General features: G+C 67.5%; 11 protein-coding genes. 8 read left to right on the top strand and 3 right to left on the bottom strand.

The features are described 5' to 3' along the window. Positions 1–102: 102 nt before the first annotated feature. On the bottom strand, positions 103–1,146 hold the full coding sequence (locus tag GONAM_RS20535; protein ID WP_006868674.1) for an NAD(P)-dependent alcohol dehydrogenase: 1,044 nt from the start codon (positions 1,144–1,146) through the stop codon (positions 103–105). A gap of 197 nt (positions 1,147–1,343) precedes the next feature. Between GONAM_RS20535 and GONAM_RS20530 the strand changes: the two genes are divergently transcribed. Together GONAM_RS20530 and pgfA are read left to right on the top strand one after the other, a co-directional pair. Then, positions 1,344–2,720, top strand: a complete 1,377-nt coding sequence (locus tag GONAM_RS20530; protein ID WP_006868673.1) for an ABC1 kinase family protein — start codon at positions 1,344–1,346, stop codon at positions 2,718–2,720. A gap of 104 nt (positions 2,721–2,824) precedes the next feature. After that, positions 2,825–4,186 carry a cell envelope lipid trafficking protein PgfA gene (gene pgfA / locus GONAM_RS20525; RefSeq protein ID WP_006868672.1) on the top strand — a complete coding sequence of 454 codons (1,362 nt, stop codon included), beginning with the start codon at positions 2,825–2,827 and terminating at the stop codon, positions 4,184–4,186. Positions 4,187–4,646: 460 nt separating this feature from the next. Here the strand turns inward: pgfA and GONAM_RS20520 are convergent, their stop codons facing one another. After that, entirely contained in the window at positions 4,647–5,609 is a 963-nt protein-coding gene (locus GONAM_RS20520; RefSeq protein WP_006868670.1) for an alpha/beta hydrolase, read from the bottom strand. Positions 5,610–6,018: 409 nt separating this feature from the next. On the opposite strand from GONAM_RS20520, the gene GONAM_RS20515 reads away from it, so the two are divergent. The 6 genes from GONAM_RS20515 (at position 6,019) to GONAM_RS20490 (ending at position 14,977) form a co-directional block, all read left to right on the top strand. Beyond that, complete coding sequence (locus tag GONAM_RS20515) at positions 6,019–7,497, top strand: amidase (RefSeq protein WP_040537099.1); 1,479 nt, start codon at positions 6,019–6,021, stop codon at positions 7,495–7,497. 75 nt (positions 7,498–7,572) lie between these two features. Next, entirely contained in the window at positions 7,573–9,234 is a 1,662-nt protein-coding gene (locus GONAM_RS20510) for an FAD-binding dehydrogenase (RefSeq protein ID WP_006868668.1), read from the top strand. Between the two features lie 114 nt (positions 9,235–9,348). Next, a complete protein-coding gene (locus GONAM_RS20505) occupies positions 9,349–10,353 on the top strand; it encodes a Dyp-type peroxidase (protein ID WP_006868667.1) in 1,005 nt (334 codons plus the stop codon). A 49-nt stretch (positions 10,354–10,402) separates the two neighbouring features. Further along, the gene (locus GONAM_RS20500; RefSeq protein WP_006868666.1) at positions 10,403–11,203 is read left to right on the top strand and encodes a family 1 encapsulin nanocompartment shell protein; all 801 of its coding nucleotides are present in this window, start codon (positions 10,403–10,405) and stop codon (positions 11,201–11,203) included. Positions 11,204–11,327: 124 nt separating this feature from the next. After that, positions 11,328–13,061, top strand: coding sequence for an ABC transporter ATP-binding protein (locus tag GONAM_RS20495; protein ID WP_006868665.1), 1,734 nt, complete (start codon positions 11,328–11,330; stop codon positions 13,059–13,061). Then, entirely contained in the window at positions 13,058–14,977 is a 1,920-nt protein-coding gene (locus GONAM_RS20490) for an ABC transporter ATP-binding protein (protein WP_006868664.1), read from the top strand. The genes GONAM_RS20495 and GONAM_RS20490 overlap by 4 nt, the downstream gene beginning before the upstream one ends. A 373-nt stretch (positions 14,978–15,350) precedes the next feature. Here the strand turns inward: GONAM_RS20490 and GONAM_RS20485 are convergent, their stop codons facing one another. Further along, the gene (locus GONAM_RS20485; RefSeq protein ID WP_040537129.1) at positions 15,351–16,046 is read right to left on the bottom strand and encodes a hypothetical protein; all 696 of its coding nucleotides are present in this window, start codon (positions 16,044–16,046) and stop codon (positions 15,351–15,353) included. Positions 16,047–16,071 lie beyond the last annotated feature (25 nt).

Below are 16,071 nucleotides of genomic sequence, written 5' to 3'. Positions count from 1 at the left end.
TGTTCGGTGTTCGGATTCCCAGCAAGGAGTACATCAAACATTCGGCCCGGCCGCCGGATGAGCGGGGCCGGGCCGGAGACGCATCGTCGGAAGTGAGCCCGATCAGAGCGTGGCGGTGTCGATCACGAAGCGGTAGCGCACGTCCGAGGCGACCACCCGGTCATAGGCCTCGTTGATCTTGTCCGCGGAGATCACCTCGATCTCGGCACCGATACCGTGCTCGGCGCAGAAGTCGAGCATCTCCTGGGTCTGGGCGATTCCGCCGATCATCGACCCGGAGAAGCTGCGGCGCTTGCCGATCAGTGCCCCGGCCGGGACCTCGATCGGGTGTTCGGGCAGACCGAGTTCGACGAGCGTGCCGTCGAGAGCGAGCATTCCGAGGTATTTCCCGATGTCGAGGTTGGCAGAGACGGTGTTGAGGATGAGGTCGAACCGCCCCCGCAGCTCGCGGAAGGTCTGCGGATCACTCGTCGCGTAGTAGTGGTCGGCCCCCAGGCGCAGCCCGTCCTCCATCTTCTTCAGCGACTGCGACAAGACAGTCACCTCCGCGCCCAGTGCGTGCGCGATCTTGACTCCGACGTGCCCGAGGCCGCCGAGCCCGACGATGGCCACCTTCTTACCTGGACCCGCCTCCCAGTGCCGCAGCGGCGAATACAGCGTGATGCCCGCACACAGCAGCGGAGCCGCCACGTCGAGCGCGATGCCCTCCGGGATGCGGCAGACATAGTTCTCGTCGACGACGATGGACGTGCTGTACCCGCCATGGGTGCGCTGCCCGTCGCGCCCGACCGCGTTGTACGTTCCGGTGTTTCCCCGCTCGCAGTACTGCTCCTCGCCGAGGCGGCACGGCTCGCATTCGCGGCAAGAGTCGACGAAGCAGCCGACGCCGACGCGGTCGCCGACGGCGTAGCGGGTGACGCCTTCGCCGACGGCCGAGACCGTACCGGCGATCTCGTGACCCGGCACCACCGGGAACGTGGTGCCGTTCCACTCGTTTCGGGCCGTGTGGATGTCGGAGTGGCAGATGCCGGCGTAGGCAATGGCGATCTCGACGTCGTTCGGGCCGAGGTCGCGGCGCTCGATCGTGGTCGGTTCGAGCGGGCGATCTGCTGCCGTGGCTATGTACGCGTTGACCGTCGTGGGCATACGGGATCTCCTAGGGGTGGATGTTCGAGGTGTCGACAACGTTCGCGGTCGAGGGACCGATGCGCGAGAGCGCATGGATCGGCACCGCACAAGTCTGCCGTCGTCTGTGGATCTCCGCCACAAGGGCACGTCGGGGGGGTCGCCGTAGCCCGCCGAGACACTGGATCGGACATCGATGATCGTTACAATGGCCGACGGTGACTATCAACAGCTCGGTCGACGACGGCCGGCGCACGCAGTTGCATCCGGTGTCGCCCATCGCCGAGGTCACGCGATTCGGGACGACCACTGCACACGCGGCTGCGGGCCTCGGTCGGTTCGTCCTCCACACTGCAGGCGACGTTCTACGCGGCCGCGCACCCAGTGCTGCGCGCGCCGCCCATGAACTGCGCTCCACCTTCGAGCATCTCGGCCCGACCTACGTGAAGCTCGGGCAGCTCATCGCGTCCAGCCCCGGTGTCTTCTCCGACGCTCTCTCCTCGGAGTTCGAGACGCTGCTCGATCGCGTGAAGCCGGCCGATCCCGACGCCATGCGCGCACAGTTCGTCGCCGAACTCGGCCGACCGCCCGAAGAGGTGTTCGCACAGTTCGACCCGGTGCCGATCGCCTCGGCGTCCATCGCGCAGGTCCACACGGCGGTCCTGCACAGCGGCGAAGAGGTGGTCGTGAAGATCCAGCGGCCCGGGATCGCCGACCGCCTGGCACCCGACGTCGCGATCCTCGAGCGGATAGCCGGTCTCGTCGAGATCTCCGAGTACGGCCGGATGCTCAGCGCGCGCCACGTCGTCGAGGACTTCGCGGCCGGCCTGGACGCCGAACTCGACTTCCGGATCGAGGCCGACACCATGCGCGAGTGGTTCGAGTGCCTGCAGCCGGGCCCCTTCGGCGACCGCGTTCGCGTCCCGCGCGTCTACGACGAGTTCACGACGCCGCGCGTGCTGACGATGGAGCGCATCCACGCGGTCCGGATCGACGACGCCGCGGCGGTTCGGGCGGCCGGCCACGACGGCGTCGCGCTGTGCCGCAATCTGCTGCTGTCGCTGCTCGACTCGGCATTCCACGGCGGCCTCTTCCACGGCGACCTCCACGCCGGGAACGTCCTCGTCGACGATGCCGGGAAGATCGTGCTGCTCGACTTCGGCATCGTCGGACGGTTCACGCCCCGCACCCGTCGCATCCTTCGTCAGCTCGTCGTCGACCTGGTGGTTCGCGCGGACTACGAATCCGCAGGTCGCGCCATCTTCCTTCTCGGCGCCGTGCACAAGCCCGGGTCGACGGCCAAGGGCGCCGAGGACATCAAGAAGGTGACGACCCCGCTGTCGACGACCGACCTGGGCTCGATGTCCTACACCGACCTGGGCCGACAGCTCGCCGCCGTGGCCAAGGCCCACGACGCCCGCCTCCCCCGCGAACTGGTCCTCGTCGGCAAACAACTGCTGTATGTCGAGAAGTACATGAAACTCCTGGCCCCGAGGTGGAAAGCCATGTCGGACAAGGAGATCTACGGGTACATGGCCGGCATCCTGAAGGAGGCCGAACGCGATCGGCGCGACGATCGGGCCCGCACGAACTGATGCACGATCGCAAATCCCGGCATGTCGGGCCTACTGACGCGTACGGAATGCGAGACGCCCGCTAGGGTGATACCGATTACGCTGCTGATTCACAGGAGTCACACATGAGACGTTTCGTGCCGGCACTGCTGGCCTTCTTTGGGGCCGCGTTCCTCGCGGTCGCCATTGCCATCCCGCTGTACCTGGTGCCGACGCTGAAGGTGGTGCCGCTCGACCTCGACATCACCTCGGATGCGACGACCGTCGCCGCCGACGGCTCCACCGGCGACCGCTTCCCGGCGGTGATCTTCGACCGTTGCTCGGTGTCCGAGGATCGTGCCCGCACGTTCGAGGCACATCTGACGCAGCAGCGCCGCTCGGTCATCGTCGAGCCGTCGGACAGCCGCCAGGCGACTCTGCAGTCCGCGCAGACCGTTCTGATCGACCGCATCCGCGACGCCGACGGCCAGGAGACCGAGCCCACCGTCGCCGCCGCCGGCGAGACCCGTACCTGTAAGGACGGCTTGCTCACCGCGACCATCGACCACGTGTCGGTGAACCGGAAGACGTCGGTCCCCAACGGTGCCGTCAGCTCGCTGCAGCTCGAGGCCGTGCCGCCGGGCGGCAACGTGAACGACGTCTCGGTCGCCCTCGACAACCGCAAGGGCTTCCAGTACAAGTTCGGCTTCGACGTCCAGCAGCGCGACTACCTGTACTACGACCTCAACACCCGCCAGGACTGCGACGCGAAGTTCCAGGAAGAGGTCGAGATCAAGGGCATCAAGACCCTTCACTTCGCCTGCGACGTCCCGGAGAAGGACCTGTCGAGCCTGCCGAACGCACAGGGCGAGGCCGCCCTCGGCACCATGCTGACGATGCCGGCCAAGTGGTGGGGCATCAGCGGCCCGGGTGTCCGCCCGAACGATCCGATCACGATGCACCGCCACGCTTCGGCCGTGCGCCACGTCTACGTCGAGCCGATCACCGGCACCATCGTCGACGGCCGTGAGGATCAGCACCAGTACTTCAAGTCGCCCGACCAGAGCGAGTCCAACCCCGAGGTCGTGCGCAATTTCCGCATGGACGCGCTCAAGGGCACCTTCAAGTGGAGCGACGGGATCGTCGCCAAGCAGGCCGACACCGCCAGCGGTTACGTCACGCAGCTGAACCTCCTGGGTTTCTGGCTGCCGATCGTGCTCGGCGTGCTCGGCGTGATCATGCTGGCCCTGGCGGTCTTCATGTTCCTCCGCGGTCGTCGCGACGACGACGCCGCCGTGGCCACCGCAGGCCCGGCTGCCACCGCGCCCGCCGCTGATGAGCGTCGGACCTCCATGATCAAGCGGGACGCACCGGCGGCCGGTACCGCGTCGTCGGCCGGCAACCCGTGGGAGCGTCCGACCGAACAGATCCCGAAGGTCGACGGCGGTGAACCGCCGGCCGACGACTCGTCGACCCGCTCCTTCCGCAAGCAGCCCCCGCCCGAGTAGGACCCAGCTGCTGTAAACGACCACCGCGGGCGCATCCGGAACACCGGATGCGCCCGCGGTGTTTTCGTCCTGGTCTCAGATGTCGCGAAAGGTGCCGTTTGGCGACACGATCCGCGTCAGCTGTCCTGACGGAGTCGCGATAGCGACGCCCCCTCGCTCCCTGAGGTGCGAGGAGCGATAGCGACGCCCCTTCTGCTCCCTGAGGTGCGAGGAGCGATAGCGACGAGCCTTCTGCTCCCTGAGGTGCGAGGAGCGATAGCGACGAGCCACGAAGGGCTCGTGAGACACCGTCGCCCACCTAACGCAGTCGACGTCACCCCGACCGGCAGACTTCGATCGACGCCACCCCGGTCGAGTTGAGGTTCGGCAGTCGGGATCCCGCACAACAACAAGGGCCGGTGACCCGAAGGTCACCGGCCCTTGCCGTGTCTCTATGGAGTTGCGAGACCGTCTACTCGGCTCAGAAGAACGCCGGGCGGAAGGTCTTGACCCACGACTCCTTGAAGGTGTTCTGCCAGTAGTCCCACCAGTGCGCACCGTCCGGGGTGATCCGGGTGGTGAGCTTGACGCCCGGGACGAGCGCGACGCGGCCAACGTACAGCTGGCTGCTGGTCGACGCGGCAACCTCCAGCGGGATCATCTGCGCGAACTTGACCGGGTCGAAGTTGGCGCTGGTCGGGTTGACCGAAGAGTCGTACTTGCTGCCGACGCCGCTACCGGAGGAGATGTAGACGTGCTTGCCGGCCAGGTTGCCCGCGCTCAGGAACGGGTCGTTCTGGAACCAGCTGCCGGCCGGGTAGAAGCCCCACATGTTGGTGGGGTTGCCGCCCATCTCGATGACCGAGGCCTGGATGCCCTGGGTGAAGCCCGGCATGGTGACCGTCGGGTAGCCACTGTAGGAGGCGACCGCCTTGTAGAAGCCCGGGTGGCGCGACGCGAGGTTGAGCGCCGAGGTACCCGACATCGACAGACCGGCGATGCCGTTGCGACGGTTGTCGCTGCCGTGGCGGGCGGCCATGTGGCGCGGCAGCTCGCGGGTCAGGAAGGTCTCCCACTTGTTGTTGCCGAGCTTGGGGTCGTAGGACTGCCAGTCGGTGTAGAAGCTGCCGCCGCCGCCGAACGGGATGGCGACGTTCGTGCCCTTGCCGGCCATGTAGCGGGCGACATCGGTGTTGATGAGCCAACCGCTGTTGTTGTTGGGGGCACGCAGGCCGTCGAGGAGGTACAGCGTCGGCTTCGGTCCGCCGCCACCGGCCGAGACGATGCACACGGGCACGGTCCGATTCATGGCGTTCGAGCGAACGTATTCGACGTTGCAACCATTGGCTGCGGACGCCGGCGGAGCTGCGACCAGCGTGGCACCTGACAAGGCCACGAGAGCCACGAGTCCGGCGACGAGGCGCTTACGGGCGCGAGTCAGCATTCGTCAGTTTTCCTTTGGATCTCGGCCGGAGTCGGCCGCTTCTGGGTCTTGCCTACCGGGTACTGCGAAGTCGTACGTAGGGGGATTCTATTGATCCCCGTCAGGAGCGGTACCCGTCGTCGAGAAGTGTAACGGCACGATAACGTCGCGGCAAAGGCTGGATCGGGCTTCGTGACGCCGACGGGCAGTGGTGCGTGTCACATTTGGCCCATTGTGAACAGCTCATATGGGCCATACGCGGCACAACTGTCCGATTCTCCCCTTCGAACGAACGAAATTGCCGCGACCGCACCGTTATTCGTTTGGGTGGTTAACGGTGATGTGGGAATCGGTTCGATCTCCTGGGCGGGCGTATCGGCCAACCCGGCCGCGGCCCGGCCCCGCACTCACTAGGGTCGGGGCCGTGAACATGGGTGAATACCTCGGGGCGGACGCGACCACCCTCGCCGGGCTCGTCGCATCGGGCGAGGTCACGGCAGCCGAGCTCCTCGAGCTGGCACGGGCCCGTGCCGCCGCGGTGAACCCCGGCCTGAACGCGATCGTCATCCCGATCGAGGCCGAGGCCGATCACCGGGCCCGCACGGAGCTGACCGGACCGTTCGCCGGGGTCCCCTTCCTGATCAAAGACCTCGCCCAGGACTACCGCGGCTATCCGACGACGCGCGGCTCCCGGTCGCTGGCGCGGCACGTCGCCACCGAGCACGCGACGGTCGTCCAGCGTTTCCTCGATGCGGGGCTGGTCGTCTTCGGCAAGACCAACACCCCGGAGTTCGGTTCCAAGGCGATCACCGAATCGGTCCTGTGGGGTCCGGCGCGCAACCCCTGGAACCTCGACGTGACGCCCGGCGGCTCGTCCGGAGGCAGCGCCGCAGCAGTGGCCGCGGGCATCGTGCCCGCGGCGGGCGCGAACGACGGCGGCGGCTCCATCCGCATCCCGGCTGCGTGCACCGGGCTCGTCGGACTCAAGGCGTCGCGCGGCCTGATGCCGTTCGGGCCTGCCACCGGCGAGCCGCTCTTCGGGATGGGCGTCGAGGGTGTCGTGACCCGCACGGTGCGCGACGCGGCCGCCCTCTACGACGCGATCATCGGCCCCACCGCGTCGTCGACCTATCCCGCTCCCCTCCACACCGAGTCGTTCACGACGCGGATCGCTTCTCCGCCACGGCTGCTGCGGATCGGTTTCACCACACGTTCGGCCATCAACCCGGCACCGCATCCCGAAGCGGTCGCGGCCGTCGAGCACGCCGCGAAGCTGCTCACCGAACTCGGCCACCAGGTCGAAGAGGTGGACCCACCGCACGACGACGCGGAACTGGCCCGCGACTTCCTGGAAATCTGGTTCGCCAAGGCAGCCGCCCAGGTCGACGAGGCCCGCCGCCTGTCCGGCGCCGGGGACGCCGACTTCGAGGCCGACACGCTCGCCCTCGCCGAGATCGGCCGGGCCGCCGGGGTGGTGCCGCTCTTCCGCGCGCTCGACCACGTCAACCACCACGTACGTGCTCTCGAACGCTTCCACGAGACCCACGACCTGCTGCTGACCCCGACCCTCGCCGTTCCGCCGCCGGCTGTCGGGTCGATGACGACCCCGCCCCTCCTCCAGCAGGCGGCGCGGCTCGCGGCCCGCGCCCGCATCGGCAAGGTGATGTCACGGGTGGGGATCGTCGACCAGCTCGTCGAAGAGAACCTCGGCTGGGTGCCGTACACACAGCTGGCGAACATGACCGGACGCCCGGCGATCAGCGTGCCCCTGCACTGGACCGGGACCGGGCTCCCGCTCGGGGTCCAGTTCGTCGGCCGCGTGGGCGCCGACGGTGACCTCCTGGCGCTCGCCGCCTCCCTCGAGAACGCCGCGCCGTGGTTCCACCGGTACGCCGACATCGCGGTGTGACGCGGCGCTAATGTTCTCTCGGGATCGCATGTCCGGGTGGGGACAGGCGGCACATCGACGCGGTGAGGAGTTGTCGTGACGAAGCAGGTGGCCGACGCGGTGGTCGTCGGTGCGGGTCTGGCTGGTCTGGTCGCGACATACGAGCTCACCAAGGCCGGCCGCCGCGTGGTGGTCGTCGATCAGGAGAACCGCAACAACCTTGGCGGGCAGGCCTTCTGGTCGCTGGGCGGGTTGTTCATGGTGGACACCCCCGAACAGCGCCGGCTCGGCATCTCCGACTCCGCCGACCTCGCCCTGCAGGACTGGATGGGGTCGGCGGGCTTCGACCGCGACGACGAGGACTACTGGCCGCGTCAGTGGGCGCGGGCGTACGTCGACTTCGCGGCCACCGAGAAGCGGCAGTACCTGCACGATCTCGGTCTGCGCATCACCCCGGTCGTCGGCTGGGCCGAGCGCGGCGGCGGATTCGCCGACGGGCACGGCAATTCCGTGCCACGTTTCCACCTCACCTGGGGCACCGGCCCGGAGGTCGTCCGGATCTTCGCCGAGCCGGTCCTCGAGGCCGAGAAGCGCGGTCTCGTCGAGTTCCGGTTCCGCCATCGCGTCGACGAGCTCGTCGTCGAAGACGGTGTCGCCGTGGGCGTGCGGGGGGCCACGCTCGCCCCGACCGACCTCGAACGCGGCAAGGCGTCGAACCGCGAAGTGGTGGGCGACTTCGAGATTCGCGCGGGAGCTGTCATCGTGACGTCCGGCGGCATCGGGCACAACCACGACCTCATCCGCAAGAACTGGCCGGTCGATCGTCTCGGTCCCGCACCGCAGACGATGATCTCCGGCGTCCCGGCGCACGTCGACGGTCGCATGCTGGGAATCAGCGAGGATGCCGGCGCGAGCATCGTCAACCGCGACCGCATGTGGCACTACACCGAGGGCATCCACAACTGGGACCCGATCTGGCCCGACCACGCCATCCGGATCATCCCGGGACCCTCGTCGCTGTGGCTCGACGCCAACGGAAACCGCCTCGCGCCGCCGAACTTCCCCGGCTTCGACACGAACTCGACGATGAAGGCGATCCTCGCCGCCGGCCACGACTACTCGTGGTTCATCCTCACGCAGACCATCGTCGAGAAGGAGTTCATGCTGTCGGGTTCCGAACAGAATCCCGACATCACCTCCAAGGACCTCAAGCTGGCCGCGAAGAGCCGGCTCGCCAAGGGCGCCGCCGGGCCGGTGGATGCGTTCGTGCGCAACGGCATCGACTTCGTGGTCGCCGACAACCTGCCCGAACTGGTCAGCGGGATGAACGCGATCGCCCGAGGTCCCGAACTCGACCTCGCGCACATCGAGCGCGTCATCTCGGCCCGCGACGCCGACGTGGAGAACAAGTTCTCCAAGGACGCCCAGCTGATGGCGATCAACAACGCGCGACAGTTCATCGGCGACAAGATCGTTCGGGTGGCCAAGCCCCACCGCATCCTCGACCCCGCGCACGGCCCGCTGATCGCGGTGCGGCTCAACATCCTCACCCGCAAGACCCTCGGCGGCCTCGAGACCAACCTCGACTCGCAGGTGCTCCGACCCGACGGCAGCGCCTTCGACGGTCTGTTCGCGGCCGGCGAGGTCGCGGGTTTCGGCGGCGGCGGTGTGCACGGCTACAACGCGCTCGAAGGCACCTTCCTGGGTGGGTGCATCTTCTCCGGCCGTGCGGCCGGAAGGGCCATCGCGCGCAGCTGATCTCGGCATCCGGGCACAGATTTTCCGGGCGTCCCGAAAAGGGTTGCCTGCCCTACTTTTTCACGGCACGATCTGCGATCCCATTTCGGACATGGGTCGGCTAGGGTATTGGGCGTGCCCGTGCCGCAGACGATCCTGACGCGTAAGACCAAGTCGGCGATCTTTCTCGTCCTCACCATCAACGACGGTGGTGAGGACACGGTTCGTGATGTGCTGGAGGAGATCCCGGGCCTGAACAATGCGGTGTCCTCGCGCGCACCGGAGGCCGCGTTGGCCGGCATCGTCTCGATCGGTTCCGACGCCTGGGACCGGTTGTTCGACGGCCCCCGCCCGCGTTCGCTGCGTCCGTTCGTCCCCTACGAGGGCGCGGTCCACACCGCACCGGCGACCCCCGCCGATCTCCTGGTCCACATCAAGTCTGATCAGATGGATCTGTGCTTCGAGCTCGGACGCCTGATCACCGACGCCCTCGGCGACGCGGTGACCGTCGTCGACGAGGTGCACGGCTTCCGCTACTTCGACCTCCGCGACCTCATCGGCTTCGTCGACGGCACCGAGAACCCGGTCGGACAGGCCGCGGTCGACGCCATCACCGTCGGCAACGAGGACCCCGACTTCGCCGGCGGCAGCTATGTCGCCATCCAGCGCTACGTCCACGACCTGTCGTCGTGGAACGATCTGAGCACGAGCGAGCAGGAAGCCGCGATCGGACGCACCAAGCTCGACAACGTCGAGATGTCCGACGACGTGAAGCCACCCAACTCCCATATCGCCCTCAACAAGGTCGAGGACGAGAACGGCGAGGAGATCGACGTCGTCCGCGACAACATGCCCTACGGCGACGTCTCGGGGAACGGCGAGAACGGCACCTTCTACATCGCCTACTCCGCCGGCCCCGAGGTGACCGAGGAGATGCTGCGCAAGATGTTCATCGGCGACCCGCCGGGAACCTACGACCGCCTCCTCGACTTCACCACCGCCGTCACCGGGTCGCAGTTCTTCACCCCGACCCTCGACTTCCTCGAGGATCTGCCGCCCGCGCCCGGCACCGCCGAACCGGCCGTCCAGACCCCGGCCCTCCGCGCCGACGGTTCCCTGGGAATCGGTTCCCTCCGCTAGCCCGCCACAGACCGACCACCGCCCGACACCACCGCACCAGGAGGCCCCCATGAACAACCTGCACCGCGAACTCGCCCCCATCTCCGAGGCCGCCTGGGCAGAGATCGAGGAGGAGGCCACCCGGTCGTTCAAGCGGAACATCGCAGGCCGCCGACTCGTCGACGTCAAGGGGCCGATGGGTCAGGACACCGCGGCCGTCACCCTGGGCCACCGCAGCAAGATCGACTCCCCGGCCGACGGCATCCAGGCCTTCATCCGCCGCACCCAGTCGCTGGTCGAGCTGAAGGTGCCGTTCACCGTCTCCCGCGAGGCCATCGACGACGTCGACCGCGGAGCCCGAGATGCCGACTGGGATCCGGTCGTCGAAGCCGCGCGCCAGCTCGCGCTCGCCGAGGACCGCGCGATCTTCGAGGGCTACGCGGCGGCATCGATCACCGGCATCCGCGCCGAGGCGTCCGCGACCCCGATCCAGCTGCCCGCCGACGTGCGCGACTACCCCGAAGCCGTCAGCCAGGCACTCACCACCCTGCGTCTCGCCTCGGTCGACGGGCCGTACTCGGTCGCCATGTCGGCAGAGGTGTACACGCAGGTCAACGAGACGTCCAACCACGGCTACCCGATCCGCGACCACATCAAGCGACTGGTGACCGGCGACATCGTGTGGGCCCCGGCCATCCGCGGCGCCTTCGTCATGAGTACCCGGGGCGGCGACTTCGAGCTGACCATCGGTCAGGACGTCTCGATCGGCTACGACTCGCACGACGCCGACGTGGTGAACCTCTACTTCCAGGAATCGTTCACCTACCTCACCCACACCGGCGAGGCGGCCGTCGCCCTCTTCGGCAGCTGAGCACGCCAGACGATTCCCACCCCTTAGCCGGGGCAACTAGTCTGACGCAGGTGATCGCAGAGACCATCGGCCCGCTCGCCACGCTCCCGGCGCCGGCGACCATCGGCCCGCTCCCGGCGCCGAGATGCTGACCCAACTCATCAGCACGTACCTCCGGCGGTACCGCATCAACATCGTCATGGTGGTGTCGCTGCAGTTCGTGGCGACCGCGGCGATGCTGTACCTGCCGAGCCTCAACGCCGACATCATCGACAACGGCGTGGCGACCGGCGACACCGGGTACATCATGCGCATCGGCGGCTGGATGCTGCTGGTGAGCGTCGTGCAGATCGTGGCGACGATCATCGCGCAGTTCTTCGGGTCGCGGGCCGCTCTCGGGGTGGGCCGCGACATCCGCAGCGACCTGCTGCACCGCGTCAACTCGTTCTCCGCCCGCGAGGTCGGCACATTCGGCGCGCCGTCGCTGATCACCCGCACCACCAACGACGTCCAGCAAGTGCAGATGCTGATCGTCATGTGCAGCGCGATACTCGTGATGGCGCCCATCATGTGCATCGGCGGGATCGTGATGGGCATCCGGGAGGCCCCGGCGTTGTCGTGGGTCATCGCGGTCGCGGTGCCGATCCTCGGTCTGGCGATGGGTCTCGTCATCGCACGCATGATCCCCGGTTTCCGTGCCATGCAGGAACGGATCGACGCGGTCAACCGTGTTCTGCGCGAACAGATCACCGGCATCCGCGTGGTGCGCGCCTTCGTGCGGGAGGAGCACGAGCGCAAACGCTTCGGGGTCGCCAACGACCATCTCGCCGACGCCACGCTGCGGGTCGGCAAGCTGATGGCGCTGATGTTCCCGCTGGTCATGGTGATCACGAACGTCACGATCGTCGCGGTCATCTGGTTCGGCGGTCACGCCGTTTCCAACGGCAAGGTCGAGATCGGCGCACTCACCGCATTGATGAGCTACGTCATGCAGATCCTCATGTCGGTGATGATGGCGTCGTTCCTGGCGATGATGGCGCCGCGCGCTGCGGTTTGTGCCGAACGCATCACCGAGGTCCTCGACACGGAGACATCGGTGCATCCGCCCGCCGACCCGATCGCTTTCGCCGGCCATCCCGGCACCGTCGAGTTCGACGCCGCCGAGTTCCGCTACCCCGGCGCCGACGATCCGGTGCTGAGCGGCATCAGCTTCAGCGTGACGCCGGGGACCACGACCGCCATCGTCGGGTCGACCGGGTCCGGCAAGACGACGCTCCTCGGACTCGTGCCCCGGCTCATCGACGCCACCGAAGGCAAGGTCAGCGTCGGTGGCACCGACGTGAAGCGACTCGACCCCGACGAACTGCGTTCGGTGGTCGGCCTCGTCCCGCAGCGCCCGTACCTGTTCTCCGGGACAATCCGGTCGAACATCCTGCACGGCAAGTCCGACGCCACCGACGACGAGATCTGGGAGGCGCTACGCATCGCTCAGGCCGAGGAATTCGTCTCGGCGATGCCCGACGGCCTCGACACCCGCGTCGCACAGGGCGGTACCACCGTCTCCGGCGGGCAGCGGCAGCGCCTCGCGATAGCCCGTGCACTCGTCCGGCGGCCCGCCATCTACCTGTTCGACGACTCGTTCTCGGCGCTCGACCTCACCACCGACGCCAAGCTCCGGGCGGCACTGCGGCCGGCCACCCGCGATGCGTCGGTGATCGTGGTGGCGCAACGCATCTCGACCATCGTCGACGCCGAACAGATCGTCGTACTCGACCGCGGACGCATCGTCGGCATCGGCACACACGACGCCCTGCTCGCCTCGTGTCCCACCTACGCTGAGATCGCCGAATCGCAGATGGCCATGGAGGAGCGCGCATGACCCGCCCGGGTGGACCCATGGCCGCCGGTGGTCCCGAGTCCAAACCACGCTCGTTCTGGCCGTCGATCAAACGGGTTGTCGCCCAGCTCGGTTCGTACCGCGGACTGATGACCGTGACGTTGAGCTCGATCGTCGGTTCGGTCATCCTGCTGGCCGTCGCGCCGCGCGTCCTCGGCCACGCCACCGACCTCGTCTTCAACGGCGTCATCGGTCGCATGCTGCCCGCCGGGCAGTCGAAGGACCAAGTAGTGGCCGGTCTGCGCGACCGCGGCGACGACACCTTCGCCGACATGGTGTCGTCCATGGACGTGACACCCGGTGTCGGGGTCGATTTCGGTGACGTCGGTCGAGTCCTCCTCATCACCCTGGTGATGTACATCGTGGCGTCGGGGCTCGCGTGGCTGGCCGCGTACCTGCTGAACATCATCGTCGTGGACACGATTCGGGACCTTCGCGCGAAGGTCGAGGAGAAGGTCCATCGCCTGCCGCTGCGGTACTACGACACGATGCCGCGTGGCGAGTTGCTCAGCCGGGTCACCAACGACCTCGACAACCTGTCGCAGAGCATGCAGCAGACCATCTCCCAGTTCGTGAACTCGGTGCTGACGGTCGTCGCGCTGCTGGTGATGATGATCTGGATCTCGCCGCTGCTCGCGCTGATCGCGGTGGCGACCGTCCCGCTGGCCGTCATCGCGACCGCCGTCATCGCGAAGCGGTCGAAACCACACTTCTCCGCGCAGTGGGCGTCGACGGGCGCCCTCAACGCGCAGGTCGAGGAGGCCTTCACCGGCCACGAACTGGTGACCGCCTTCGGTCGTCAGCGCGAGATCGAGGCGACCTTCGACGAGCGCAACGAGAAGTTGTACCAGTCGAGTTGGCGTGCACAGTTCATCTCCGGCGTCATCATGCCGACCATCATGTTCCTCGGAAATCTCAACTATGTGGCGGTCGCCGTCGTCGGCGGCCTGCGCGTGGCGTCGGGTTCGCTGAGCCTCGGTGAGGTGCAGGCGTTCATCCAGTACTCGCGCCAGTTCACGCAGCCGCTCACCCAGATCGGGTCGATGATCAACCTGATGCAGAGCGGCGTCGCATCCGCCGAGCGCATCTTCGACATCCTCGACGCCGAGGAGCAGATCCCGGATGCGGAGCACCCGAAGACGCCTGCGGTCGACCACGGACTCATCGAGTTCGACGACGTCTCGTTCCGCTATGTCGAGGACAAGCCGCTGATCGAGAACCTCACCCTCACAGCGCGTCCCGGACACATGGTCGCCATCGTCGGCCCGACCGGCGCCGGCAAGACCACGCTGGTCAACCTGATCATGCGGTTCTACGATGTCGACTCCGGGACCATCCGGGTCGACGGCGTGGATTCGGCCGAGATGACCCGCGACGACCTCCGCGAGCGCACCGGCATGGTACTGCAGGACTCGTGGCTGTTCGGTGGGACCATCTACGACAACATCGCCTACGGTGATCCCTCTGCGTCCCGCGACGAGGTACTCGAGGCCGCCCGGATGAGTCACGTCGACCACTTCGTCCGCACCCTCCCCGACGGCTACGACACGGTCCTCGACGACGAGGGCGGTGGCGTCAGTGCCGGTGAGCGACAGCTCATCACGATCGCCCGGGCCTTCCTCGCCCGGCCCACGATCCTCATCCTCGACGAGGCGACCAGTTCTGTCGACACCCGCACCGAGCTGCTCATCCAGAAGGCGATGGCCAACCTCCGCACCGACCGCACGAGTTTCGTGATCGCACACCGCCTCTCGACGGTCCGCGATGCCGACGTGATCGTCGTGATGGAGAACGGTCACATCGTCGAGCAGGGCAACCACGAGGAACTCCTCGCCGCACGCGGCGCCTACTGCCGCCTCTACGAGAGTCAGTTCACCGGAGCCATCGAGGCGGGTTGACCGGGCGGACGGTCCCTGCTCCCGCGAGTTACCCAGCCGCGCAACCTTCCCGCTGCCGGGGAGGCGCAGGAGCGTAAGCGACACCTCCCCTGCCCCCTGAGGGCCACCGCGTTCCCTAGCCGCGCAACCCTTTCCGCTGCCTGAGGTGCGAGGAGCGTCAGCGACGAGCCACGAAGGCCTGGTGAGGAGACGTCGCCAGCCCTTCGTGGCTCGCTTCGCTCGCACCTCAGGGAGCGGTGGGTGGTCGCAGCTCGCACCTCAGGTAGCGGTTGGTGGTCCGCGCTCGCACCTCAGGGAGCGGTAGGAGTCCGGCTCGATACGTGTCGCGTTTCGTATCGCCCGGCGACACGAGAGGCGACATCTACCCAGCGGTTCAGTCGCCGCGACCCCGTTCGAGCGCGCCGGCGATCTGGCGTTCGAGGTGTTCGGCAGCGAGGGGCGGGACGTCGAGGAGGCCGTCGAGTTCGGCGCGCGCCTTCTTGTAGGCGGCCTGGCGTTCCGCCGCGGTGGCACCGGAGTCGGAGGCGATGTTGATGAGTTTGCGGGCGCGGTCGAGGGCTTCGCGTTCGACCGGCGAGAACCCGGCCTGCTTGCGGCGTCGTGCCTCGCGTTCGGCGGCGTCGAAGGCGGCGGCGTATTCACCGACTGCCTCGCGATAGTCGCCGAAGTCGGCCGGGGCAAGCGTCGTCTCGGTGTCGCCGGGCCGCGGGGTCTCCGGGCGCAGGTCGTCGGCCTGGACCCGCGCGCGATGGAAGGCGAGGGTGAGCGGTTCGCGCATGTCGGTCATGAGCGGATATTCGATGAGCGTGGCCAGGTCGAGTTCGTAGGCGAACCACTTCTCGTTGAGCGCATCGTGCTGCTTGAGTGTCTTGCGGAGTTGCTCGACGGACGTCGTGGTCAGCTTCAGTTGCTCGGCCTGGGCGGCGGCCTTGATGCGAGCGAGTTCGATCTTGTCCTTGCGTCGCTTCTCGTTGTACTTCGCGATCGACCCGGCCCAGCCGCCGACGACACCACCGATGGGGAAGATCAGCCACCAGTTGTTGCCCGCGAACTCGAGAATGCCGGTCACGTTCTCACTGTACCGAGACCGGCGG

This window comes from Gordonia namibiensis NBRC 108229 (assembly GCF_000298235.1).
Classification (GTDB): domain Bacteria; phylum Actinomycetota; class Actinomycetes; order Mycobacteriales; family Mycobacteriaceae; genus Gordonia; species Gordonia namibiensis.
This window is presented reverse-complemented; position numbering and strand designations above follow the sequence as displayed.

Bases quoted from the DNA above. Each gene is read 5' to 3' on its own strand.
- GONAM_RS20535 (WP_006868674.1), bottom strand. From the start codon at position 1,146: ATGCCCACGACGGTCAACGCGTACATAGCCACGGCAGCAGATCGCCCG.
- pgfA (WP_006868672.1), top strand. From the start codon at position 2,825: ATGAGACGTTTCGTGCCGGCACTGCTGGCCTTCTTTGGGGCCGCGTTC.
- GONAM_RS20520 (WP_006868670.1), bottom strand. From the start codon at position 5,609: ATGCTGACTCGCGCCCGTAAGCGCCTCGTCGCCGGACTCGTGGCTCTC.
- GONAM_RS20515 (WP_040537099.1), top strand. From the start codon at position 6,019: ATGGGTGAATACCTCGGGGCGGACGCGACCACCCTCGCCGGGCTCGTC.
- GONAM_RS20500 (WP_006868666.1), top strand. From the start codon at position 10,403: ATGAACAACCTGCACCGCGAACTCGCCCCCATCTCCGAGGCCGCCTGG.
- GONAM_RS20495 (WP_006868665.1), top strand. From the start codon at position 11,328: ATGCTGACCCAACTCATCAGCACGTACCTCCGGCGGTACCGCATCAAC.
- GONAM_RS20490 (WP_006868664.1), top strand. From the start codon at position 13,058: ATGACCCGCCCGGGTGGACCCATGGCCGCCGGTGGTCCCGAGTCCAAA.